The organism is Dyadobacter ginsengisoli DSM 21015, assembly GCF_059568735.1.
This window is the reverse complement of sequence record NZ_JCANTY010000010.1, coordinates 24437-49023: the sequence shown is the minus strand read 5'-3', so window position 1 is coordinate 49023 and position 24587 is coordinate 24437. Positions and strand designations below refer to the sequence as shown.

The following is a 24587-nucleotide window of genomic DNA, read 5'->3' as shown; positions in this document are numbered from 1 at the left end:
CATTCGGAAAATGAGCGAGATCACATATCGGGTGCCGACAATGGCAGAGCTGGCAGCCAATAACGAAACACCGGAAGTATTGTTCTGGGTAGGTTGCGCAGGCTCTTTCGACGACCGTTACAAAAAAGTCACCATTGCTTTTGTAAAAATCCTCCATAGCGCAGGCGTCCGGTTTGCCGTGTTGGGAACGGAAGAGAGTTGCACGGGTGATCCCGCGCGACGGGCAGGGAACGAATTCACTTTCCAGATGCTGGCCATGTCCAACATCCAGGTGCTGAACATGTATGGTGTAAAGAAGATCGTTACGGCTTGTCCACATTGTTTTAACACCCTTAAAAATGAGTATCCTGAGCTGGGAGGTAGCTACGAAGTACTACATCATTCGGAGTATCTTCAGCAGCTGATCGATGCCGGACGCGTTCGGCTGGAAGGGGGAGAGGTATTTAAAGGCAAGAAAATTACTTTCCACGACTCATGTTACCTGGGCCGGGCCAATGACATTTATGAGGCCCCCAGGCACGTTCTCGAGGCCCTCGACGCCGATCTGGTCGAGATGAAACGTTGCCGGACTAAAGGATTATGCTGTGGTGCGGGCGGAGGACAAATGTTCAAAGAACCTGAGCCAGGTAAAAAAGATATCAATATAGAAAGGATCGAGGAAGCATTGCAAACCGGAGCAGATACCATTGCCGTTGCCTGTCCATTCTGTATGGTGATGATGACGGACGGAGTTAAAAACAAAGAAAAAGAACAGTCAGTCAAAGTTTATGACCTCGCTGAGCTCATCGCGCAGGCAAAAGGGCTGTAGTGAATTTTTAAAAGAACTCAGCCGCTAGCATGGTTGTTTTAAGTGAGCATTTATTATGTATCCGTTCAGATCCGCATTTTAACCCTTTGTAATTATGTACATCCCCTTTAGCGATATCGATTTCCAATCACGTGTGTGGGTTTATCAGGCTAACAGGCCATTAACTGCCGAAGAAACCGGCATTATCACCGAAACCCTCAAGGCTTCCCTGGATATGTGGGAAGCTCATGGAAAGCCTTTGACAGCTTCCGGAAAGGTATTTGAACATCGTTTCGTGGTAATTGCCGTCGACGAACGTGATGAGCTTCCGAGCGGTTGCTCCATCGACAAATCAGTTCACTGGCTGCAGGAAATTGGCCAACGGATGAGCATTGACTTTTTTGATCGCTCGCTGGCTTATCTTGACGAAAACAATGAAGTGAAGACAATTCCCGTTCCAAAGATCAAACAGGCGATCATTACAGAAACCATTTTACCTTCTACTACGGTCTTCGATAATCAGGTGGCTACAAAAGCACAATGGATGAACCGCTGGAAAATCCCCGCTTCAAATTCCTGGCTGAACCGTTATTTTACGGAAGAAACCAGCCAATAGAAGCGATAAAAAAGTAGTTTTGCAGTTCACCATACCAGAGTCCCTTCATGAATCTGATCCGGCTGGCAGTCGTCATGTTTTTTGGCTTTCTTTTATCGGGTTGCGATAAAAATGTCGTCTACAAAGCGCACGAGGATATCGATGACGGACTCTGGTATATCAAGGACAAGCCGGCATTCAAGGTTGAAATTACCGACACCACACAGGCTTATAATGTGTATTACCTGCTCCGGAACGCCCTTCAATACCCCTATTATAACCTCTACATTACCCGTAACTTTACGGGTCCTGATCAAAAAGTGATTTCCAATACGCTGGAAGAGGTTTTTATTTCCAATGAAGTAACCGGCAAGCCGTACGGCCATGGTTTGGGCGACCTGTTCGATCACAAGATTCCCGTTTTGAAAAATTATCACTTCCCCCGTTCGGGAAGCTACACTTTCACCATTTCTCAGTCCATGCGACAAAACCCGCTGCCATTTATCATTAGCGTGGGCATTAGCGTGGAGAAAGTTCCTGTAAAATAATAGCAGAAAGCTACACAGACGGTGGTGCGGGTGACGTGTTACCGTCAGGCTTTTTCCTGGCCTTGTTACGATATCTCCTGTAAGGTTTCTTCTTATTCTCTTTCACGGCGATTTGCTCTCTTGCATATTCCGCTTTTTCCTCCGCTACTTCATGCACCGGCTCCCCCAGCAAGAAACCGTAAGGTTCAAGGCTCGGAATCGTGTCCAGGATCACTTTCAGGATAGCGGTAACGGGTAATGCGAGAATTAATCCGGAAAGTCCCCATAGCTGCCCACCCAAAAACAATGCAATGATGGCTGCCAGCGGGTTAACACTCACTTTGGAACCTACGATATTGGGAGTAATGAAATTCCCCTCCAAAAACTGCACGAAACTCATCACGCCGATGACACCCACCGCATACCAGGGTGAATCCATGGTCACCACGCTCAGTAACGCAGGCAAAACCGATCCGATCAAAATTCCGATATAAGGGATCAATATCAGGAACCCTGCCAGAAAACCGAAGAATATCGCATGAGGAATGCCCAGAAACAACAATCCAATACTATTGAGAACGCCTACGATCAGAATCACCAGGAACAATCCTGAAAGGTAACTCTGGATCACTTCATAGATTTTCTTCAGCAGCGAATTCAAATCCTCATTGGGAACATTCCGGACTGCCTTGTGAACGAACATCCTGAAAAAATCGCGGTAGAGCAGGAAGAAGAATATATACAGCGGGATCAGGACGAACGTAGAAATGGCACCGGTAGTCGTCACTAATGTATTCAGCAAAACGGCTCTTCCTTCGCTCAACGCATTTATCAGATACTTCTTTGCTTCACTAACCTGCTGGGTGCGGCTGATATTCAGATACCTCTCTCCCATTGTCAGTGTCTGGTCAAGGATCGCTTCTGCCTTCTCCGTGATTCGCGGGAGCTCTTCGGCGAAACTGCCGATCTGTACCGAAACCACGTAAACCAGGATAACAATGACGGTAAACAATGCAAGAATACTGAGCAGAATCGCCCCTACCCTGGGAACTCTCCGTAATTCCAGCCAGGCACAGACCGGATGCAGCAAAATGGCCAGCAGGATCGAGAATGCCAGGGGAATAATGGTTTCGCGCAATACATAGAGGATATAGACCGTCGCAATGAGCGCAACCAGTGTGCTCGCCAGCTTCAGGTACACAGGGGTTTCTCTATCTTTGTCTGGAAGAGGACGCAACGTTGAATTCATGAATAAGTTGATGTATCTATGGTTAGCTGTCAAAACGGTGTTCTGTACATGCCAATCTGATCACAGAACCAATGACTTCGAGAAAGTTAAATCTCGCTACAAAATTAGCAAAATAGGTAAGCTTCCAGCAGTGGCTTCCGAAAGTTCCGGCCTGGCCAAAGACGATCATGCGGATACGTTCTGGACGCACAATGACGGCGGTGGCAAAGCTGAGCTCTATCAGTTTGGGATGACTGGCAAACTGCTTGCTACAAAACCCGTTCCCAATGCACAAAATGTCGACTGGGAAGACCTCACGCAGGACAGCACCGGCAATTTCTATATCGGAGATTTCGGGAACAACACTTCCAACCGCGACACATTTACCATTTACAAGTTCGATCCAAAGACCGAGCAAACAGATCTGATCACATTCCGGCACCCGGCATCATCTATCCCGCCAGTAAATTCCAAAGTACCTGTAAACGATTGTGAATCCTTTTTTTTCCACAAAGGGAGTCTGTACCTTTTTTCAAAAAACTGGGGTAAGGACAAGACCGTCAAGCTCTACCGCCTACCCGCAGAAAAGGGGGTTTATACAGCTTCTTCCTCGGACAGTATTCAAATCAACGCCCAGGTGACCTCAGCGGCCATCAGTCCGGATGGTAAAACATTCGCATTACTGACTTATGGAAAAGTATTGGTTTTTGAGGTCCGTGACGGCCACATAAATTTTGATAAACCAAAGGGATGTTTCCGCTTTTCCAGAAAGCAAAGTGAGGCGATCGTATTTTTGAACAATACCGATATGTTGATGACCAATGAACAGGGAGATATCTATCGAGCTACATTTCATTGATGTTATGTTTATGTTAACAATCCCATTATCCATGTAATGTGAACATCACATCTAGTAATTTCGAATTGCGTTTTAATCATCAAAACAATGAGCACCGCTAAATCTGCCACCTCGGCACCGAAAGTACTGGTAGTTGACGACGATTCCGATATAGTTGAACTTCTGGAATATAACTTAACCAAGGAAGGTTATTCAGTGCTGACAGCCTCCAATGGCAAAAAAGCCATCGATATTGCTAAGACTTTCATTCCCGATCTCATCCTGCTCGACATTATGATGCCTCAACTCGACGGCATCGAAACCGGCAGGATCCTGCGCCAGAATCCGGATATTAAAAATACCTACATCCTTTTTTTGACCGCCCGCTCCGAGGAATATTCCGAAGTGGCTGCATTTGAAGTAGGTGCGGATGATTACATTACCAAGCCCATCAAACCCCGGGCCTTAATGAGCCGGATCAATGCACTTTTCCGTCGGGAAGCGCAGAAAGCTGAATCCGGAGATACGATCGAAATCCTGGATCTTTCGATTAACCGGAAAAATTATACCGTTACGCAGGGTGGCGAAAAATCAACCGTGTTGCCAAAAAAGGAATTCGAACTTTTGTTTTTCCTGGCACAAACCCCCAATAAGGTATTCAGTCGTGACGAGCTGTTACAGAAAATCTGGGGAGCTGATATCTATGTGCTGGAGAGAACCGTCGACGTCCACATTCGCAAACTGCGTGAAAAGCTGGGAGACAGCTATATCAAAACTTTGAAAGGGGTTGGGTATATGTTCAGTAATGAGAATAGCTGATTATCGTTCGACATCTTCAAACTTTTTTACCTCGGCGTCCTCCTGCTTCGACTTGTCCTTTTTCTTACGGCGGAAGGCCAGTTTGATATTAACCTCGCCGTTTTCATCGATAGCCCTGAGGAATATCTTCGACCCTTCTTTCTTCTCGGAATTATTAGGGTCGAGTACATAGGTTGAATCCCGCTTTTTAAGATTGCTTAACGGAATCTGAATATTGATATCTGTTTTATTCCCAAAACTATAAACGCCGTCAATGTACAGTGTGAGTACGTTGGACTCGATTTCCATCGGCGCAATTTCAATCTCTTGCCCATTCAACCGAAAATCATTGCGGATCGGCGCGAACTTGACCCTTTCGAAATTCCGTCGTTTAAAAATCAGCCGCTTCATTTTCATAAACGGCTCGAAGTTGATGATATAACCATTGGTAAGATCAATCCGAAGCAACCCTTTCATGCTGGAAGGCACGAGTTTTACATTGTTGTTCAATGCGGATTCGAAACTAAAATCCGTGTTGAGCGTTCCTTTTAAATTATCGTGTGTGATCGTCTTTTGTCCAAAATCGTCAAAAGAATAAAAAACCGAATGCACATCGGCATTCGTTATCTTACCACGCAAAGCAAGGTGTGGGTACTTCCCGGATCCTGAATTATCCATTTCCCCGGATAACCGTACACTCCCATCTCCAAACGCTTTCAGCACGAAATACTCGATACTCACTGCATTATTCCGGATCGTGAGCTGCCCTTTCACATCCCGGCCCGAAAAATGACGATACTTAAGACTTTTCGCATCCAGCTTGGCTATGATCTCCATTTTATCGATCGCATTATCCAGCAATTCTGAAAGCCTTGGTGCCTTTTTAGGCCGTGTCTTCACATTACCCTTAGCTGCCAGCAGAGTTTCCAGCCAGTTGAGCTGCCAGTTTGGAATGTTGATATCCACATTGGCGCGCAAGGGTTTGGGGGAGCCAAAAAGATAAGGGATCAGATCCAGCAGCTTTCCCCTCACGAAAAGCATATTCTGACCGTCCGAAAATCGCAGGTTTGGAAACACTACAATCTTTTCATTGAATGTAAAATCAGCATTGATCTTGCTCAAACGGACTTTTTGTGGCAGGTAGTCCATCGCGATATTGTTAAGCGAGGCCTTGCCCCGGATTTTACCGTCAAAGTTATCTTTCCCTGCATTATAAAATTTCTTCAAACTGCCGCTGAAGTGAAAGTCTATCTGGGCTTTTCCATGCCTGAAGCGATAGCGTGCCGGATCGAGCAAAGCGCCCAGGTTAGTTGAATCCGCTTCAATCCTGCCATCCAAATCGGCCCGTGGGTTTCTGAAATTTGTAACAACCAGTTTCAACGCAAAGGGAATTGTTTCGAAAAATCCGGTGATTTTGGGAGCAATCAGCCTGGAATTGAAAACGTCGGCAAGCTTTGTTGTATCCGCACGGTTTGTAAAGGTGCCGGATGCCTTTATCTTTCTCAAAATACCCACCGGCAGCGCGTATCTGAACGTGTCCGTCTCAAAATAGACATCCACCTTTGGTTTCAGCCCCGGTCTCCCAAGTATACCGGCAAGCTTAACGCGCGTATCCACATTGGTTTGGATGCCAATCGAATCGATTTGCTTCTGCAGTCTTTTATTCAATAATGGCAATGCGTCTTTCACCGCTATTTTTTTTGCCTCGAAATTGAGATGAAATGTTTTTACAGTATCCGAAAAATCAAAAATACCATTGATGCCAATTTTATCATGAGTGGCACTTTCGAGAATGGAAGGGTAGATTTTCAGCGCTTTCCCGTCTTTATCGTAACCAAGCGCAAGCGAAAGGGTTGTTTCCTGGTTCATCAAAAATCCACCCTTGTCGACCCTGAACGTTAGCCCATTGAACAACACCGATCCGGTAAAACTTGCATTAGTGCTCGAATCGGTTCGCTCGATAATATTTGTTGCATCATGAAACAGCGCCCCATAGTACTTTTCCTTCACAGAGTCGGAATAGGCTATGCCGAAGTTCAGGAAACGGATATTACCCAGCTTCCTGGCTATATCTTCATTACCGCCCTTCTTTGAATCGCTTTTCTTTTCCGATCTGAATATCGAGAGATTGGAGTAGCCATTTTTTTGTACAAACAACTGCAGTCCCCCGTTTTCCAACACCAGGTTCTTTACGCGGACATCTCCCGAAAAGATCCCTTTGAGATCCAACGCGACGTGCATTTGTTCCGCTTCCAGAAACGGTTTGTGATGAACGTTATAAAGGGTATCGGTTAAACGGACGTCGTACAATGTAAAGTTTAAACCTAATCCGCCGTAAAACGGGCGGAATTTAAAATCGCCGATTTCAAGATTTCCATTCAGATTCTCATTAATCACTTCCTGTGCACTCCTGAACAGCTTTTCTCTATTACGATACACCCAGAATTCCACGGCGCCGAAAAGAACAAAGCCTATGATCGCTATAACACCGAAGATTTTTAAAACTTTGGAAAACATGAAACGAAGGGTTTTAACGATGTTGATGCCAGGGAACAGGTTCGTTCCGATTTACAAGATAAGAAAGACATTAATAGTGTGCCAGAAATTATGCCCAGTGTAGCATTCCGGCATCTTAACGGCACCTCGGTTCGCTATTCATTGTAAAATATAGTAGTTTTGCGCACCTTTTGGAAGAGAAGGTTCCGTTTCAAAAAATCTATTGCTGTAAGATGCTACTGAGCGAACAGGAAATATTGCGTCGTCAAAAACGCGAAGAACTCATGCGGTTGGGCATTGAACCCTACCCCGCCGAAGAATTTGTAGTGAACGCTTACGCGGCCGACATTCTTAAAAACTACGAGAACAACAAGATCGATTATAAACACGTGACCATGGCAGGTCGGCTAATGGGCTTCCGCATCATGGGAAGCGCGGCATTTGCCGAATTCCAAGACAGCACCGGTCGTGTTCAATTGTACTTTCGGCGGGATGATCTCTGCCCCGGCGACGACAAAACGTTGTACAATACAGTTTTTAAAAAGCTGCTGGATATAGGCGATATCATCGCTGTCACCGGTTTTGTTTTTACAACTCAAACGGGTGAAATTTCTGTCCACGTGCAGGAATTTAAAATATTGAACAAGTCGCTTCGGCCGCTGCCGGTAGTGAAACGAGATGAAGACGGCAATGTGCACGACGGTTTCACAGACCCCGAACTGAGGTATCGCCAACGTTACGTCGACCTGATCGTGAATCCGGAAGTCCGTGATATCTTCATGAAGCGCGCCAGGATCATTACGACCATGCGGTCATATTTTGATGCCAGCGGTTGGCTTGAAGTGGAGACCCCTGTTCTGCAGTCCATTCACGGAGGTGCCGCTGCAAGGCCTTTTACAACGCACCACAACGCCCTGGACGTAGGACTTTACCTGCGTATTGCTACCGAGCTGCATTTGAAACGTCTGATTGTCGGAGGTTTTGAAGGTGTATATGAGTTTGGAAAACTATTCCGCAATGAAGGAATGGACCGTACGCATAATCCGGAATTCACGACAGTTGAGCTCTATGTCGCCTATAAGGATTATTTGTGGATGATGAAAATGACCGAAGATGTACTTGAAAAAGTAGCTTTGGCAGTGAATGGCACAACGAAAGCGAAATTCGGCGAGATTGAACTGGATTTCGCCGGACCATATCCAAGACTTAGCATCACAGACGCCATTCTTCAATATACCGGCCTGGATGTCGAAAAGCTTGACGAAAATGCTATCAGGGAACAGTGCCGTGCCTGGGGGATGGAGGTTAACGCAAGTATGGGCAAAGGCAAGCTGATCGATGAAATTTTTGGTGAAAAAGTTGAATCCAACATTATACAGCCCACTTTCATCATCGACCATCCGGTGGAGATGTCTCCGTTGACCAAAAAGCACCGTACCAAGAAAGGGATGGTTGAGCGTTTCGAACTCTTTGTCAATGGAAGGGAAATCGCAAATGCCTATTCCGAGTTGAACGATCCGATCGAACAAAAAGAACGATTTGAGGATCAGCTGAAGCTGAAAGAGCGCGGAGATGACGAAGCCATGGAAATGGATGATGACTTCATCCGTTCACTAGAGTACGGTATGCCTCCAACATCCGGTATTGGTATAGGTATCGATCGCCTCACAATGTTGCTCACCAACAATGCAAGCATACAGGAAGTGATTTTCTTCCCACAGATGCGCCCGGAGAAAAAAGCTGAAGTGGCAAAGGAGTCAGACTATGTGACTGCAGGTGTTCCCGCTGTGTGGGTCCCGGCTTTGCAAAAAATGAACATATTAACGATTGAGCAATTGAAGGCTGCGAACCCGAACAAGATATTCAACGACCTCGGCGGAATGCGCAAAAAGCTCAAAATTGATGAAAAAATGCCGCTCCTTGACGATGTCAAGACTTGGGTAGAATAGAAAAAACATTAAAAATGCCGCTCTGTTGCGGCATTTTTAATTTCCTGCAAAAAAAATATAGCTATATCTTTTTTACCTGCACGGCGTTCAGTCCTTTTTTACCTTCAACGACTTCGTACTCTACTTGGTCATTTTCACGGATAGTAAGTCCTCCCAATCCTGTCACATGGACAAAGATGTCCTTGTTTGTGTCGTCTTCCACGATGAAGCCGTATCCCTTAGCTTCATTGAAAAATTTTACAGTACCTGTTGGCATAATAGTTGAAATAAAAAAATTGAAATAAGGTGAAAATACAAAAGAAATGTAAGCGTTTCAGTTAAAAGTCGAAATGGCTCTACCAAATAATTGAGGGAGGCTCAACGCATTAGCAAAAGAAATTTTGGAAAATTTAATGAAGACATCTTGATTATAATGAACTACTTACAAAATCTTCAATCACAAAGAAACAAAAATTGTTTGTAAAACAATTTATTTGGATATAAGAATTTGAAAATTTACGAGTTAGCGGTATTTTACCATTTTGCGTCCTTAAAGTAAAATTCACACGACAAAATTGTATATACCGACGAAAATCGCTAATTATGAGCTAATTATTCAAGCAGAAGGTATGAACAAATTCAGGTATTTCGTTGAGAACCAGATATTTGGTGTGTGTGCAGAATTGGGGGAAAAGCTCAACTTCCCGGCTAGCAGCATCCGGAAATACTTTATTTATGCCACTTTCATGACTTTTGGGTCGCCTATCATACTCTATCTGGTACTTGCATTCTGGATGGAACTGCATCAGCACTGGCGTAAACACAATAGCCCTACGATCTGGGAGCTTTAGCAGCGTCGATGCCCGTCAGCTTATCAAATCTGTGCTTTCCTAACACAAAGTATTCCCAAACAACGCTTCTGTAATAGAGCGGAGCTCTGTGGTGGGTTCTTTCGGTCTTACGCGTCAAATCGGGAATCATCCTATAAAAAGCGAAGTGTGCTTTGACAATTGCCAAAACGTCCGGCCAGGCGCCGGTCGCCATGAAACGTACACTGGAAATGCCGTCCAATACCAGCCGGATCAGCACTGTCTTCCATCTGCGGCCTTTCGGGAGATTTTTGAACAACATGATCAGGTTATTGCGATAGTTCAGGAAGGTCTTCCTGGGATTGGACTTGTGAAGAGTTCCGCCTCCAACGTGATAGACCGTCGATTTGCCGCAATAGGTAATGCGGTATTTCATATTGAGTAGCCGCCAGCAAAGATCGATCTCTTCCATATGTGCGAAGAACGACTCATCGAACCCCGAGGCTTGATGGAAGGCTGAGGACTTGATAAACAAACATGCTCCGGTTGCCCAAAAAACATCCTTTTCGTCGTCGTACTGCCCCAAATCTTCTTCCCGGGTATCAAAAATACGGCCCCTGCAGAATGGATATCCTAAGTAATCCATATAACCTCCCGCCGCTCCGGCGTACTCGAAGTGAGTCGGCAGGTCGTAGGCTCGTATCTTGGGCTGGCATGCCGCAATGCGTGTATCAGACTCCATGAAGGTTACAACCGGCTGTATCCAGTTCTCTGTTACCTCAATATCCGAATTAAGTAAAATATAGTAATCTGCCCGAATACGCTTTAATGCATCATTATAGCCCCCTGCATATCCCTTGTTTTCCTGGATGACCAGCGTATTCAATTCCGGGTAATGCGTATTCAGCCAATCTATCGACCGGTCGGTCGATGCATTATCGGCAATCCAAATGGCGTAGCCTTTGGAATGTTCAATAACTTTGGGAAGAAATTTCTCGAGATAATGCTGACCGTTATAATTCAGGATTACAATCGCAACAGAGGGAGTCATCGAGTATTCGCTTATTTCATAAACCCTCCCAGGTCCAGTCCTGGAATGTTGGGGAGTACTCCATCGGTTGCCTTCTGCAGATGTTGCTTGATTTTCGGTTCGATGTTCTCAAATGCCTTGTTGACGGCAGCTACGATCAGGTCCTGAAGCATTTCCTTATCCTGGGGGTTGACCAGATCTTTATCAATATCGAGACTGATCAGCGCCTTTTGCCCGTTGACGGTTGCTTTCACCATTCCTCCGCCAGATTCTGCCGTTTCCGTGATACCAACCAGTTGTTCCTGGGCTTCTTTCATACGCGACTGAAGGTCCTTCATTTTACCCATGAGCCCCATCATGTCCGCCATATTTCCAAACATATCAGTACTTATTAGTTTTGACTTTTATAAAGAATTATTTTACCAGAATAGTTCCTATCGTAAAAGCATAAAAGTACCGTTTTTTTCTACAGTTTGATTGATGTCGTCAACGAAAGTCATTTTATAGACGTAGTACCCTACAGGAGCATTGGCTCCGTTAATGGTCCCATCCCACCCATTTTCGATGCTATCTGAGTAAAAAACAACTTCACCCCAGCGATTCAATATGGAAAAATTAAATGATTGTAACTGAGTGGATTTTGCTTCCAGGATATCGTTGAAGCCATCTCCGTTTGGTGTAAATGCATCCGGCACGAAAACGCCGGCACTTCTTTTGTAATTAATGATATTCGATAAGCTTTCAAAGTTTCCATCCAGAGAAGCAGCCCTAATCTGAAAACTGTATTCCAGATCGCTCTGATTGGTCAATTTTATGGTGTAACTGGTATTCTTTTGAACCGGGATTTCATCTGCAGACCCGCTGGAACCGGTCTGCAACACATCGTAGCCTTCAAAGCCTCCCAAAATAGGCCCGTCAGCAGTCCAGTTTAGTGTCGTCAGATTTTTGTTTAACAATATAGTACAGATAGGTTCCGATACAGGAACTTTTTGCCCGCAGGAATTCTCATAACTCATACGGTAACAATACGAAAGTTCACCAGTCTTGACCGCATTGTCAATGTATTCGTTTTGATTATACAGGGTAATTATTTTTTTGAAAAGAGTACTTCCTGCCTCTGCCCGCTCGATGGATAGTTCATAAGATGTGTTCGGTCCAGCGCCGGGAACCTCTGCCTTTATTACAACGCTACTGGGATCCAGTACCGAAACCGCACCATTACTCAGCGGCCTGGCACTTCCGGTTTCAACTTTGAGCCCTAACGGGGCAGAAGTGGAAGTAGCGTTCTTCAATTTGGCAACCACCTGGTATTCTGAAAATGTACCACATTCTACATCTCCATCTGTATAAGTAACCTCACCGATGGACGTAAAGCTTTTGATAATCGTACCATCACGGAGCAAATCATACCCTTCAAATAAAGCAGGGTCAGGATATTGGTTCCATTTAAGTGTATTCTTTCCATCGGTTGAATTACCCGACAGCACCATTGTAGCCAGTGGCTGTGTTAAGGTGCTGCCCGCACATAAATCTTCCGACGATAAGCGTACTCGATAGATTTGGCCGGTGTTCATGCCCTTGATATCATATGGCTGAGTTCCGCCTGATGACCTTGTTCCGTGGGTGGCATAGGAGGTTGCATCTGCGCTGTATTGAATCTGTGTCGGGATACCCGCTACGCCCTGATAAACTACACGAATAGTGCCATCTCCCCTCATCTCGACGCTTGACATTTGAATATCGTTCAACTGTGGCCGCTGAAATGTTACAGGCATTGGGCTCGCTATGCCTTTATCACAGGCTTTGCCGGCGGAATAAATTCCTGTAAATACAATGGCGGGACTTTTTGAAACGTCAGAATAGGTATGCTCAATTACCAAAGCATCTCCTTTATGCCAGGTATGGGTGCTTCCGTCATCCCACTTTATTTCCACCTCATCATAAGCTGAAAGAATAGGATTACTGATCAGTGATATAATAACCTTGCCGCCCCCACAGGAAGAATAGGTGGCTGAAATACCCCGTGTTTCACTTACTTTAACCGTTTTGCAGGCATATACACGACCCGAAGAAATGGCCGCCTGCTGTATCATTGTAAAAGTACCAGGTGCTGAATACGTATGCCTGTCTACCTCTTGAAATATTGGGTTTGCGGATCTTCCGTCGTATGCAGCATTATAAGAAACCAGAATAGGGTTGGGAACCGTATTGGTAATCCGAACGGATAAAGGTGCGCAGCCTTCTGTCCTATCCAACTCAAAACCACCCCCTCCTCTGTCACACAATCCCTGGCCGGAAAGTCGCAACGAACACAGTATAAAAACCAGAAGGAGGTGAAGAGGTAGTGTTATTCTCATAAGTGTGCAATATTAGATCTAATCCTTTTTCAAAGATGATAGCTACAATAGTAAGTTTACGGGAATCGATAACGAATAATAGCAAAAATACGCTATTTAGGGGTGGTAATAATGCGTATCTATTAAACGGGATTATTAAAAAAGTATTATCTCCACAGAAAACACATTGAAAATGTCCTAACGAATCAATAAAAAGCTCCCTTTTTTGATCACAGCTTCGCCCGAGGCATTGGTTGCTTCGATCTTATATAAGTAATAACCACCTGGTGCTTTGCCCTTGCCCAGATTCCCATCCCATCCGTCATCAGCATTCGTTGATCGATAGACAACTTCTCCCCAGCGGCTGAAAACAGACATATTGAAATCTTTTACAAAATATGCCTTTACCTCAAACCGCTCATTGTAAGCATCGCCGTTCGGCGTAAATGCATCCGGCACAAGTATAATTGGCTCACTTTTGAAATTCAACACATTGGACACACTCGTGTAGTTACCATCCAGCGATTTTGCTTCGACGCGGTAAGAAAAATCCGATTGCGAAGAAAGGTCCAGCGTATGACTGGTATTCAGTTGTTTTGGAATTGCATTTACCAGATTGCCCGAAGCGTTGGTTTCTTGAAGTTCGTAGAAACCTATTGTTGCGAGATACGGTGCATCGGCATTCCATACAATGTCAGGAGTTTGTGCTTTCAGCAGTATAGAGCAGATCGGGGCACTAAAATTAGGGGATTTAAGCTTACAGGCATTCTCATATTGAAAACGGTAGCAATACGAGTTTTGCGAAGTAGAAACGTTGGTGTCGTCCCACTGCAGACTTTGATTATTAGGAGGTGACACCACCTCGAAATTCTGGTTGCCGAGCAATGCCCGTTCCACGATCAGATTATAACTACTGGTAAGGCCTTCCCCTGAAATCTCCACTTTTGTACCAATCATATTTCCCTCTTTGACCGTCACGCTGGCTTTCAGAATGTCAGAGGGCACCGAAGTTTTGGGCTCCAGGCTGAACGGCGCCGAATAGGACCTTACATCATTCTCGATAATGGCCACGATCTCATACTGGTAAGTGTTACCGCATTTGACGTCCGTATCCTCATAAGAAAGCTTGTCCGCAGAAGTAAAAACCACCGCTCCGTTCCGTTTCAGCTGATACTCTACCAGCTGATCCGTGTTGCGGGCATGCTCCCAGGCCACAGAAATGATTTCATCCAATGACAATATTCCTTCCTTCACGACCATGCTGCTGACAGCAGGACTTTCGATCACATTGCCGCAGATATCGGTCGACATCAGCTTAAAGCGGTAAACCTGCCTCGGATCCAGTAAAGGAACTGATACCGATTGAGGGCCACCGGTCTGTCCGCTTTTGTTGGTAAATATAAACTCACCGTCGCCCTTTGCTATATAGACTTTCGTCTCGATACCCTCCATTCCTTCATAAAGGATTTTGGCATCTCCGTTGGCAGGCATCTCCACGCTGCGGATCCTGATTGAACTGAGCGATTGGGGTGACGTATTTCCGGAGATCGTTGTGAGATTCGCCTCCTGGCTGCATTGGCTATTGGTATAAATTCCTTTCAATGTAATCGCCGGCCGATTACCTCCAGCAGGATAGCTATGATCGAAGAAGTCTGCCGTACCAGTCTTCAAATTCACAGTTTCCTTCTTCCCATCCCCCCAGTTAATTTCGACGGCATCGTAAGCTTTCGTTATTTCATCACTTCCAATAGTTAACCGCACTTTCCCATTGGTACATGCAATGATCTCGGCCCTGGGCCCACGGGTCTCTTTCACCACTACATCCTTACAAAGGCTGAATCCACCTACATCCTTGATACTGCCGTATTGCAGGATCGTGTAAGTGCCGGGTACATTGTAGACGTGCGTCAGGTCGTAGGAGCGGTCCTGCGGAGGTGGTGGGGAAGTACTGGCACGGTCGAAATTATAAGAGTAAGTTTCGCTCTCCGCATTCGTCATCTGGCTCTTAATGGTTACCGTCATAGGCGCGCAACCCAAAGTCGGAGCCACCGTGAATGCGCCTGTGCTGCCACAAAAGCTCTGACCTGAAACTTCTTTCTGAACAAGCGAAAAGATGCCTAACAAAAAAACGATCAGTAGCTTAATTTTCATATATGAGTAAAATAGGTGTCCGGGCGCGCAGGTATTGGTGGTTTCCCTTGAAACGGATCGCGCAGATCCTGTGTTGGTATGCAATAGGCGTTCAAAAATAGAACTTTCGACATTATCAACGTACCTTTGCACAGTAAAAACGAGTTTTAGTTTAAAACTATTTTTTCATTAACCCGATTAATGAGTAACAATTCCAACCCGATTGCTCTGGACACTATCGAAGATGCCATTGCAGCGATCAAAAGAGGGGAGCTGATCATCGTTGTGGATGATGAGGACCGTGAAAACGAAGGTGATTTTATTTGCGCTGCCGAACTGGTAACGCCGGAAATAGTCAATTTTATGGCAAGGGAAGGTCGCGGCCTGATCTGCGTTCCGATCACCGAAGAACGATGCGCCGAACTTGACCTCGAAATGATGGTAGGCAACAATACCGCCCTCCATGAGACTGCATTCACGGTTTCGGTCGACTTACTTGGGCATGGATGTACCACCGGCATTTCGGCCAGCGACCGCGCCAAGACCATACAGGCATTGGTTAGTAAGGACACCAAACCTGAGGATCTGGGTCGGCCCGGGCATATATTCCCACTTAAAGCCAAGAGAGGCGGCGTACTTCGCCGTACGGGCCATACCGAAGCAGCAATCGATTTCCCACGCCTGGCTGGCTTGTCGCCTGCGGGTGTTTTGGTGGAAATCCTGAATGAGGACGGGTCCATGGCCCGCCTGCCTCAGCTTCGTGAAATTGCGAATCGATTTAACCTGAAACTAGTCAGTATCAAGGACCTGATCGAGTATCGCTTGCGGGAAGAGTCACTGATCAAACGTGAAATTGGCGTCGACATGCCCACCAAATGGGGCCACTTCGATCTGATTGCCTACCGTCAGATCAACACCGGGGACTTACATCTTGCATTGGTGAAAGGCACCTGGGAAAAAGACGAGCCCGTGCTGGTGCGGGTCCACTCGTCCTGCGTTACAGGCGACATATTCGGTTCTTGCCGATGCGATTGCGGACCGCAACTGCACGCTGCTATGGAAATGGTCGACAAAGCAGGTAAAGGGGTGATCGTATATATGAACCAGGAGGGACGAGGTATCGGATTGCTGAACAAACTCAGGGCTTATAAACTTCAGGAAATGGGCCGAGATACCGTCGAAGCCAACCTGGAATTGGGTTTTCCGATGGATGACCGTGATTATGGCGTAGGTGCCCAGATTCTGCGGGATCTCGACCTGACAAAGATCAAACTCATTACCAACAATCCGAAAAAAAGAGCCGGACTCATCGGCTACGGTCTCGAGATCGTAGATTCGGTGGGTATCGAAATCCCGTCCAACCCATACAATGAAAAATACCTGCTCACTAAACGTGATAAAATGGGTCACAATTTGAACAATCTCAACATTGTAGGACATAACAAGGGACTATGAGGGTCGAAACTGTCAAAACGGACGGCGATATACTCAAATGCCGCAGTGCCATCCAGGCGCTGCGGCCGTTTTTAACGGACGATATCTATCCTGAGGCTGTAAGGAAAACACTTGCAGACAACCGACAAATCATTTTTATAGAAGACGACAACAATGAAGCAGCTGCTGTGGCCGTTTTTGAAACCGGTTACAATCTGTTCAGGGGTAAATATGTTTATATAGACGACCTGTCGACCCTCCCTTCGCAGAGAGGGAAAGGCTATGCGGGAATACTCCTGGATTGGATCTTCGATTACGCAAAAACGGGAAGTTTTAATGAAGTACATCTCGATTCGGGCGTCAATGCCGGAAGGACAGATGCCCACAGGCTGTATTTGAACAAGCGTTTTCAGGTAGCCAGCCTGCATTTTACCGCCAAAATCTGAACTTTGTAACTGGATTTTGGATCATTTTACCAGAATTGATTTCAATGACAATAGATCAGGTTTTCGAAGCTTTTGATAAGCTGCGTGTATTGGTAATCGGCGACGTAATGCTCGATTCTTATGTTTGGGGTAAGGTTGAAAGAATATCACCGGAGGCCCCTGTCCCCGTTGTAAATGTCCAGAAACGCGAATATCGCCTTGGCGGGGCAGGTAATGTACTGTTAAATGTGCAATCTCTCGGCGCAGAAGCGATTATTTGCTCGGTCATCGGTACAGACAGCCCGGGTGACCTCCTCGAAAGCAGTCTCAAAGAAAAAGGCCTTAAATGCGACGGATTGATCCGGAGCAACGAACGGATTACGACAATCAAAGAACGTATCATAGCAGGATCACAGCAGGTTGTCCGGATCGATACTGAGACAGACAAACCAATTTCACTTTCAGAAACGCAGAAGCTGATTGAGAAGGCCAAAGAACTGATTCCTAAATGCCAGGTTATCATCTTTGAAGATTACGATAAGGGTGTCCTTACTCCGGAAAGCATTGCTGAAATTACGGCCTTCGCCAATGAACATAACGTACCCACGGTAGTCGATCCTAAAAAGCGCAATTTTCTGTCTTACAGCCACACCACCCTTTTCAAACCAAACCTGAAAGAGCTTCGCGAGGGACTGAAAGTGGATTTCGATGCAGATAATCAGGACGATCTCCGGAAAACGGTTCAGCATCTGAAAGAAACATTAAATGCAAAGGGCGCCCTGATTACCATGTCGGAACGCGGTGTCTTTATCGATTTTAACGAAGAAATACACCACCTTCCCGCCCACATCCGCCAGATAGCCGATGTTTCCGGCGCCGGCGACACGGTAATCAGCATCGCCGCCTGCTGTGTTGCCTTGGAATTACCCCCTAAAATGATCGCGGCAATCTCCAATCTGGGAGGAGGACTTGTTTGTGAAATGGTAGGTGTAGTGCCTATCGATAAAAACCTGCTAAAATCAGAGGCGCAAAAACTATCTACCAGTTGACGCCACCCTCGCCAAGGCTCATTCTTCGCATAAATTTCGATGACAACCGCGACCGGCTCGTAATGTACCGGACGCTCGCGCCTATATAAGGCGTCGTCGCAGGCGTGTAGGAAGTCAAGTTTTCGCGTGCACTGTTGAATGTGCGAAGCTGCCGGAAAGTGGTTACACCCGCTTCCAACGAGACATTCAACACCGAAAACAAATGCGCATTAGCCGCGACACCCGTTTTAATTTGACGGTAATTCTCTCTCCGCAGTGCTTTTTCTTCCGGTGTCTGAACCTGGAACCCACCACTATAACCATTCAACCCGGCCAGGAAATCGACATTGAACCATTTGGTAGCCTTATAGTTAGCATTGACCATAAACGGCAGCAGACCCGACACACGCCAATGTTTGCCCAGCCCCTTATTCACCCCGAACACTGGTACAAACCTTAATTTCTGGTTATAAGCAAGTACGGAACCATACATGATCTGCGTGCGCAATCCGAGAATGTGCATACGCGCGGCCCCTCCCCAGAAAAAAGGTTGCGGACTGAAAAAAGTCTCATTGGTTTCTGTCATCCCCAGTCCTCCGCCATAGACCCAAAGCCGGTCCTTGATGCTCGCCTGCAAACGGATAACGCCCAGCGACAACGTCTTATAGCCGTTCGAAGGATCATTTTTCCCGTCAATTCTGGGCTGAATTTGCGTGTATTGGGCCAACGCCACCGTATGAACCGCTCTCAAATCAAACTTCTTCCTCAAACTATAACCTAGCTGCACTTCGCTTTGAATGGGTATAATCCCGAAAAAGCCTGTTCTCGAAACGCCGTAGTCACGCGTGTCGTCCAGATTTGCAGGTACATTATAGTCCGCTTTGAGTGTCAGGTTAGGATAGAAAAGGCGGCTTAACGAAAAGTGCTGGGCCTGGGCCGGGGCAATCACGCAGAAAAGGAGACAGGTTAACACATTGCGAAAGTTAGCCATGCAGTAATTTTTAGGGGTGCGTTAATGTTGGCAAATAACGCGAAAAGATAGCGGGTATTGTATAGGTTCCCGCAGTCAGAATTCTCAATAAAAGTTCGTTGATTTACATGCACTATACAAATAATCTAATTTAGCCATGATCAAACTCCCTTCACTGAGAACCTTAAGTGAAAGTTTAACCGATACCATTATTCGGTACAAATGGGTAACACTGATCGCCTTCATCAAGACCATTATCCTGATTTGCCTTACAGAAACACCCTACGATAATCATGTACTCAGGAACCTGCTCACCCGGCTGTCATTTGTCTTTACACTGGCACTTCCACTCATGCTCGCTATCTGGCTTTCGGATGAAAGACGCCCGTCGAAGCCATACCTCCGCGCTGTTTTTATCGTTTTACTGGGCCTCATTCTCGCTATATACTACGTAACGATGGATAGCGAACCTAATCAGAATGAAACTTACAGGTTCGTAATCCTGCTTGCTGGCGCCCACTTGCTTGTGTCTTATTCGCCATTTATAGGTTTCAATGATAAAGAAGGGTTTTGGCAGTTCAACAAGACACTTTTCCTTCAATTTCTCAATGCGACTCTTTACGCAGCTACGCTTTATATTGGGCTCCTCATTGCCCTGCAAACAGTCAAGTACCTTTTCGGCATAACATACACCTTCTCGGTTGAAATGGACTTATTCATTGCCGTATCCAGCTTTTTCCACACCATCTTTTTCCTGAGCAAAATTCCCAAAATCACTGATATTCCAGACGGCTACCCAAACGGCCTCAAGGTATTTACCCAATACGTCTTACTACCGCTGGAAGTCGTTTATCTGGTCATCCTTTATGCCTATATGAGCAAAATCATCGTGCAATGGCAACTTCCGCAAGGGCGTGTTGCTTACCTCGTGCTCGCATTTTCAGTTGCCGGCATCTTTGCCCTGCTGCTACTTTATCCGCTTCGCCAAAGTAACACGGAGCGTTGGGTTACTATTTTTAGCAGGAGATATTATCTGGCACTTTTACCCCTGATCGCGCTGCTTTTCACCGGTATCTTCCGACGGGTCGACGATTATGGTATCACGGAAAACCGATACATTGTCGGTATTCTTGCATTCTGGCTTGCCGGAATTACTGTTTATTTCCTGTCTGGCAAACGCGACGATATTCGTTGGATTCCCATTTCCCTTTCCATTTTGTGCTTTCTGCTGCCCATCGGTCCCTGGAATATATTTGTGGTTTCAAAAAACAGCCAGTTGAAACAGTTCCGGCGGATACTGTCTGAAAACAAAGTTCTCAATGCGAATAACCAAATAGCAAAAAGGAAAATTGTCGCAGAGGCGGACAGGGATCAGCTCGTTTCTATCGTTAAATTTTTCAGAGACAGAGAGTTAGCTGGACTTGAACCCTATTTTGCAGGATTCAATGGTAAAAATAAAAGCGACTATCAGTACTATTCAGCTATGGAAAGCGACCTGGATAAGTATGTTGTGTCCGACAAGACTAAAAAAGCTAACACATTCACTAACTTTTCACCCCAATTCTCGAAAAGTGGTAACGGAATGACTGTGAACGAATTCGACCATATGATTTTCGTCGATGCGAACGAGGACAAGGTAATCGGAGATGGCCAGGTCGACATTAAAATTGAAAATTTTGGAAAAAGCTGGACGCTGCAACGCGACAATCGTATAGTAAAAACGTGGAATGTTGCCGATAAAGTAAAGTCGCTGCAATTTGCATTCGGGAGCCATTCCATGGAAGTGCCGCAGGACTCCCTCGTATTCGTTTATGGGAGCTACAAAATGGTCTTTCGCTCGCTTTCATCCAACGGCAATAGCTATTATGGACATGGTATTCTCCTTTATAAATAGCACTGTACCAAAGAAGCAATAGTCCAAATTGATATTTACCATGTATAACCGGCAGGATCCAAGGTCATCCACTAAAAATCACGCCATGAAAAAACTCATTTGGCTATTAGCCGTCCTGTCCAACTTTCCAGCTTTTGCACAGAATACTGAATTGACTTACGCTGAAAAACTAGGGTATCCGAAAGGCAAAAAAGTCCTGATCATCCACGTCGACGACGTGGGGATGTCATATGAATCCAATCAGGGTGCGATCAAAGCCATCCGGGAAGGAGTTGCCAATTCGCTGAGTGTGATGATGCCATGTAGCTGGGTGCCGGGATTTGTGCATTACTGGAAAGAAAACAAGGATATCGACGCCGGCTTACACCTGACCATGACGTCGGAATGGACAGATTACCGCTGGGCACCGGTTGCCGGCAAAACCAATGTAAAAAGTCTCACCGACTCCGAAGGCGCATTATGGAAAAGCGTCGCTAGTGTTGTCAAAAATGCTTCTGCAGATGACGTGGAGACAGAAATCCGTGCGCAGTTGGACCGTGCCCGTACCATGGGCCTCGAACCCACGCACCTTGACTCGCATATGGGAGCGCTTTTCGCGGCTCCTGAATTTCTGGAAAGGTATTTAAAGGTAGGAATGCAGGAAAAAATCCCGGTGATGTTTCCCGGCGGGCACAACACCGCTATTCAGGCTGAGGAAAAGCTCATCGCAGACCGGCTCGAAATGACCCGGAAAGTAGGCCAGCAGCTTTGGAATGCAGGCCTGCCAGTCCTGGACGACCTCGAAAACAACAGTTATAGCTGGAAAGGTCCGGCAAATGGCGACAAGTCGGCCAAAGCATTGCAGCAATACAAAACGGCCAAGTATATTGAGGCGATCGGAAAGCTGAAACCCGGCCTGACCATGGTTATCATGCATTGCACCATACATACGGAAGTATTCCCCTACATTTCCGACTCGTGGCCTACGCGTGAAGGGGATTTCCTGGCCATGATCGATCCTGAATTGAAAAAGTACATTGAAAAGGAAGGCATTATACTAACTACCTGGCGCGAGGCAATGCAACGTCGGCAGAATGTGAAGTGACAGCCCGACGCCTATGGTCGGTTTTGCTCTTCCCAAATACGCTGTAATTCTTCCAAATCAGCAAGATCTTTCTTTCTGGCGATTGCTTTTTTCTCGGTAATGAGGTCACGCAGCTGGATAACCCGGAAGGGCACGCCATCGTAGTCGGCAACCAGACCTCTTTCGTAGCAGGCGTCAAAATCGCTTTCGGCGAATGCTTTTAAGGAGTGTCCTAAATCCAGCTCAAACCCTGATTTTCCAAAACGGACTGAGGTCCAGCCGAAAATCAGGGGCATAGTTCTTAAAAGTTCGGCTCCTATTACATTGTTTTCGAGCAATACCTGTACAAATGCTTCTGTATTTGCCTGGGTATTGCCTATCCAGAGGTCCATATCCAGGGTTGTGCGGATATGCCCGTGAACCACTCCTGCCATTCCGCCCACCAGAAGATATCTGACCTGGTGCAGATTCAGGCTTTTCAATAGCTGCAAAACATCCTCGCTGCTAATGTCCATCGAATGCTTGTTTTTGTTTGCAGGATTCGAACGATAAAGCTTGCCTGCCACGCCATTCAGACGAATAAACGCTTCGAGATTATCGGAATGTTGCTTAATGATCGCGCTGGCAGACATAGGAATGTTGAGCTGTATTTTATTAAAATTAATCCCAAAAAAACGAACTCCCAAAAAACAAACAATGCCCGAAAAATCTCCCGGGCATTGCTACTATCCTGTTTCGAAAGCCGAAGGCCGACAGTCGAAGTAACTTTTACAAATCAATCGCCTCACCATATGCCGCCTCGGTAGCACCTTTCAATGCTTCCGACATAGTCGGGTGCGGGTGGATTGCACGCATGATCTCGTGGGAAGTCGTTTCCAGCTTGCGGGCTACTACTACCTCTGCGATCATTTCCGTTACGTTCGCGCCAATCATGTGGGCTCCGAGGAATTCGCCGTATTTCGCGTCGAAGATTACTTTTACGAAACCGTCGGTGACGCCCGCTCCTACCGCCTTACCCGAGGCTTTGAATGGGAATTTACCAACTTTGATATCGTAACCTGCCTCTTTCGCCTTTTTCTCGGTGAAACCTACCGATGCAATTTCAGGCTGGCAATAAGTACATCCAGGGATGTTTCCATAGTCCAGCGCCTCAGTTTTGTGTCCGGCGATTTTCTCAGCGCAAATGATACCTTCGGCAGTCGCTACGTGTGCCAATGCCTGACCAGGCGTACAGTCACCGATCGCGTAGAAGCCAGGAACGCTGGTTTCGTACCACTCGTTTACCACGATTTTGCCTTTATCGGTTTTGATACCGGTTTCTTCCAGACCGATGTTTTCGATGTTCGCAACAATACCCGCTGCTGAAAGCACCACGTCCACTTCGAAAGTCTTCTCTCCATCCGGAGTTTTAACAGTCACTTTGCAACCCTTGCCGCTGGTATCCACTTTCTCAACCGAAGAGTTTACCAAAGTTTCGATACCGATCTTCTTGTATTGCTTCGCGATCTCTTTCGAAATCTCTTCGTCTTCAACCGGAACCAGATTAGGGAGGAATTCCACCACGGTAACCTTGGTTCCCATTGAGTTATAGACATAAGCAAACTCCATTCCGATCGCACCCGAACCGATTACCAGCATGGAAGCGGGCTGCTTTTCGAGACTCATCGCCTTGCGGTATTCGATGATCTTCTCGCCGTCGAGCTTGATGTTCGGTAATTCACGTGCGCGTGCACCGGTTGCGATGATTACCCCTTTTGAAGCGCTGTAATCAGTTTTTTTGCCATCCTTATCAGTTACTTCAACTGTTTTCTGGCCTTTCACCTTACCAGCACCCATGATGACATCGATTTTGTTCTTTTTCATCAGGAACGAAACCCCTTTGCTCATGGTATCAGCCACGCCGCGGCTGCGTTTGATCACCGCACCGAAATCGGCCGAATATTCAGTTGCATTGATACCATAGTCTTTTGCATGCTTGATGTACTCAAATACCTGAGCACTTTTCAGCAACGCTTTGGTTGGGATACAACCCCAGTTAAGGCAAATTCCTCCTAAGCTTTCTTTTTCAACAATAGCAACTTTAAGTCCTAATTGGGAAGCACGAATAGCTGCGGGATAACCCCCGGGGCCGCTACCAATTACAATCACATCATATGTTTGAGCCATTTTCCGGTATTTTTATTGTACGAAATGGGTTGACAAAATTTTGACGCAAAGTTAAGACGATTTGCCAGAATGCCTACATCTGCAATGCGCGCTATTTAAGTGAAA

General features: G+C 46.1%; 22 protein-coding genes. 12 read left to right on the top strand and 10 right to left on the bottom strand.

Annotated elements, in window-relative coordinates; all coding sequences use genetic code 11:
• The first annotated feature begins 10 nt into the window (after positions 1-10).
• The 3 genes from BP71_RS31075 to BP71_RS31065 all read left to right on the top strand — a co-directional run bounded on the left by BP71_RS31075 (position 11) and on the right by BP71_RS31065 (position 1930).
• Positions 11-808: a (Fe-S)-binding protein gene (locus BP71_RS31075; RefSeq protein WP_496385521.1), complete on the top strand. Its 798-nt coding sequence runs from the start codon at positions 11-13 to the stop codon at positions 806-808.
• Positions 809-902: 94 nt separating this feature from the next.
• Positions 903-1403, top strand: a complete 501-nt coding sequence (locus tag BP71_RS31070) for a hypothetical protein (protein WP_496385520.1) — start codon at positions 903-905, stop codon at positions 1401-1403.
• 47 nt (positions 1404-1450) lie between these two features.
• Positions 1451-1930, top strand: a complete 480-nt coding sequence (locus BP71_RS31065) for a gliding motility lipoprotein GldH (protein WP_496385518.1) — start codon at positions 1451-1453, stop codon at positions 1928-1930.
• Between the two features lie 10 nt (positions 1931-1940).
• Here BP71_RS31065 and BP71_RS31060 read toward each other — a convergent pair whose 3' ends face one another.
• On the bottom strand, positions 1941-3158 hold the full coding sequence (locus tag BP71_RS31060; protein WP_496385517.1) for an AI-2E family transporter: 1218 nt from the start codon (positions 3156-3158) through the stop codon (positions 1941-1943).
• A gap of 130 nt (positions 3159-3288) precedes the next feature.
• Between BP71_RS31060 and BP71_RS31055 the strand changes: the two genes are divergently transcribed.
• Positions 3289-3996: a hypothetical protein gene (locus BP71_RS31055; protein WP_496385515.1), complete on the top strand. Its 708-nt coding sequence runs from the start codon at positions 3289-3291 to the stop codon at positions 3994-3996.
• An 87-nt stretch (positions 3997-4083) separates the two neighbouring features.
• Positions 4084-4794, top strand: coding sequence for a response regulator transcription factor (locus BP71_RS31050; RefSeq protein WP_496385514.1), 711 nt, complete (start codon positions 4084-4086; stop codon positions 4792-4794).
• Here BP71_RS31050 and BP71_RS31045 read toward each other — a convergent pair whose 3' ends face one another.
• A complete protein-coding gene (locus tag BP71_RS31045; RefSeq protein ID WP_496385513.1) occupies positions 4795-7290 on the bottom strand; it encodes an AsmA-like C-terminal region-containing protein in 2496 nt (831 codons plus the stop codon).
• Between the two features lie 212 nt (positions 7291-7502).
• On the opposite strand from BP71_RS31045, the gene lysS reads away from it, so the two are divergent.
• Complete coding sequence (gene lysS, locus BP71_RS31040; RefSeq protein ID WP_496385512.1) at positions 7503-9218, top strand: lysine--tRNA ligase; 1716 nt, start codon at positions 7503-7505, stop codon at positions 9216-9218.
• A gap of 61 nt (positions 9219-9279) precedes the next feature.
• On the opposite strand, the gene BP71_RS31035 is transcribed toward lysS, so the two are convergent.
• A complete protein-coding gene (locus tag BP71_RS31035) occupies positions 9280-9474 on the bottom strand; it encodes a cold-shock protein (RefSeq protein ID WP_250771207.1) in 195 nt (64 codons plus the stop codon).
• 352 nt (positions 9475-9826) lie between these two features.
• On the opposite strand from BP71_RS31035, the gene BP71_RS31030 reads away from it, so the two are divergent.
• Entirely contained in the window at positions 9827-10048 is a 222-nt protein-coding gene (locus tag BP71_RS31030) for a PspC domain-containing protein (protein ID WP_090154774.1), read from the top strand.
• Here the strand turns inward: BP71_RS31030 and BP71_RS31025 are convergent.
• From BP71_RS31025 to BP71_RS31010, 4 genes are all read right to left on the bottom strand, one after another.
• Positions 10029-11057, bottom strand: coding sequence for a glycosyltransferase family 2 protein (locus BP71_RS31025; protein WP_496385511.1), 1029 nt, complete (start codon positions 11055-11057; stop codon positions 10029-10031). The genes BP71_RS31030 and BP71_RS31025 overlap by 20 nt on opposite strands.
• Before the next feature lie 11 nt (positions 11058-11068).
• Positions 11069-11416, bottom strand: coding sequence for a YbaB/EbfC family nucleoid-associated protein (locus tag BP71_RS31020; protein ID WP_496385510.1), 348 nt, complete (start codon positions 11414-11416; stop codon positions 11069-11071).
• Between the two features lie 54 nt (positions 11417-11470).
• Entirely contained in the window at positions 11471-13393 is a 1923-nt protein-coding gene (locus BP71_RS31015; RefSeq protein ID WP_496385509.1) for a T9SS type B sorting domain-containing protein, read from the bottom strand.
• A gap of 177 nt (positions 13394-13570) precedes the next feature.
• A complete protein-coding gene (locus BP71_RS31010) occupies positions 13571-15523 on the bottom strand; it encodes a T9SS type B sorting domain-containing protein (RefSeq protein WP_496385508.1) in 1953 nt (650 codons plus the stop codon).
• Positions 15524-15703: 180 nt separating this feature from the next.
• Here BP71_RS31010 and BP71_RS31005 point away from each other — a divergent pair, with 180 nt between their 5' ends.
• Genes BP71_RS31005 through BP71_RS30995 form a run of 3 tightly spaced genes read left to right on the top strand, consistent with a single transcriptional unit; the run spans position 15704 to position 18410 of the window.
• A complete protein-coding gene (locus BP71_RS31005; RefSeq protein ID WP_496385507.1) occupies positions 15704-16957 on the top strand; it encodes a bifunctional 3,4-dihydroxy-2-butanone-4-phosphate synthase/GTP cyclohydrolase II in 1254 nt (417 codons plus the stop codon).
• Positions 16954-17382, top strand: a complete 429-nt coding sequence (locus BP71_RS31000; protein WP_496385506.1) for a GNAT family N-acetyltransferase — start codon at positions 16954-16956, stop codon at positions 17380-17382. The genes BP71_RS31005 and BP71_RS31000 overlap by 4 nt, the downstream gene beginning before the upstream one ends.
• A 44-nt stretch (positions 17383-17426) precedes the next feature.
• Positions 17427-18410 (top strand): bifunctional heptose 7-phosphate kinase/heptose 1-phosphate adenyltransferase, encoded by a 984-nt coding sequence (locus BP71_RS30995; RefSeq protein WP_496385505.1) that lies wholly within the window; start codon positions 17427-17429, stop codon positions 18408-18410.
• Here the strand turns inward: BP71_RS30995 and BP71_RS30990 are convergent.
• Entirely contained in the window at positions 18400-19380 is a 981-nt protein-coding gene (locus BP71_RS30990) for a hypothetical protein (RefSeq protein ID WP_496385504.1), read from the bottom strand. The two genes, BP71_RS30995 and BP71_RS30990, sit on opposite strands and share 11 nt — an antisense overlap.
• A gap of 136 nt (positions 19381-19516) precedes the next feature.
• On the opposite strand from BP71_RS30990, the gene BP71_RS30985 reads away from it, so the two are divergent.
• Positions 19517-21253 (top strand): DUF4153 domain-containing protein, encoded by a 1737-nt coding sequence (locus tag BP71_RS30985; RefSeq protein WP_496385503.1) that lies wholly within the window; start codon positions 19517-19519, stop codon positions 21251-21253.
• 85 nt (positions 21254-21338) lie between these two features.
• Complete coding sequence (locus BP71_RS30980; protein ID WP_496385502.1) at positions 21339-22337, top strand: polysaccharide deacetylase family protein; 999 nt, start codon at positions 21339-21341, stop codon at positions 22335-22337.
• 11 nt (positions 22338-22348) lie between these two features.
• Here the strand turns inward: BP71_RS30980 and BP71_RS30975 are convergent, their stop codons facing one another.
• The gene (locus BP71_RS30975) at positions 22349-22948 is read right to left on the bottom strand and encodes a nucleotidyltransferase (RefSeq protein ID WP_496385501.1); all 600 of its coding nucleotides are present in this window, start codon (positions 22946-22948) and stop codon (positions 22349-22351) included.
• 136 nt (positions 22949-23084) lie between these two features.
• Complete coding sequence (lpdA, locus tag BP71_RS30970) at positions 23085-24482, bottom strand: dihydrolipoyl dehydrogenase (RefSeq protein WP_496385500.1); 1398 nt, start codon at positions 24480-24482, stop codon at positions 23085-23087.
• Positions 24483-24587 lie beyond the last annotated feature (105 nt).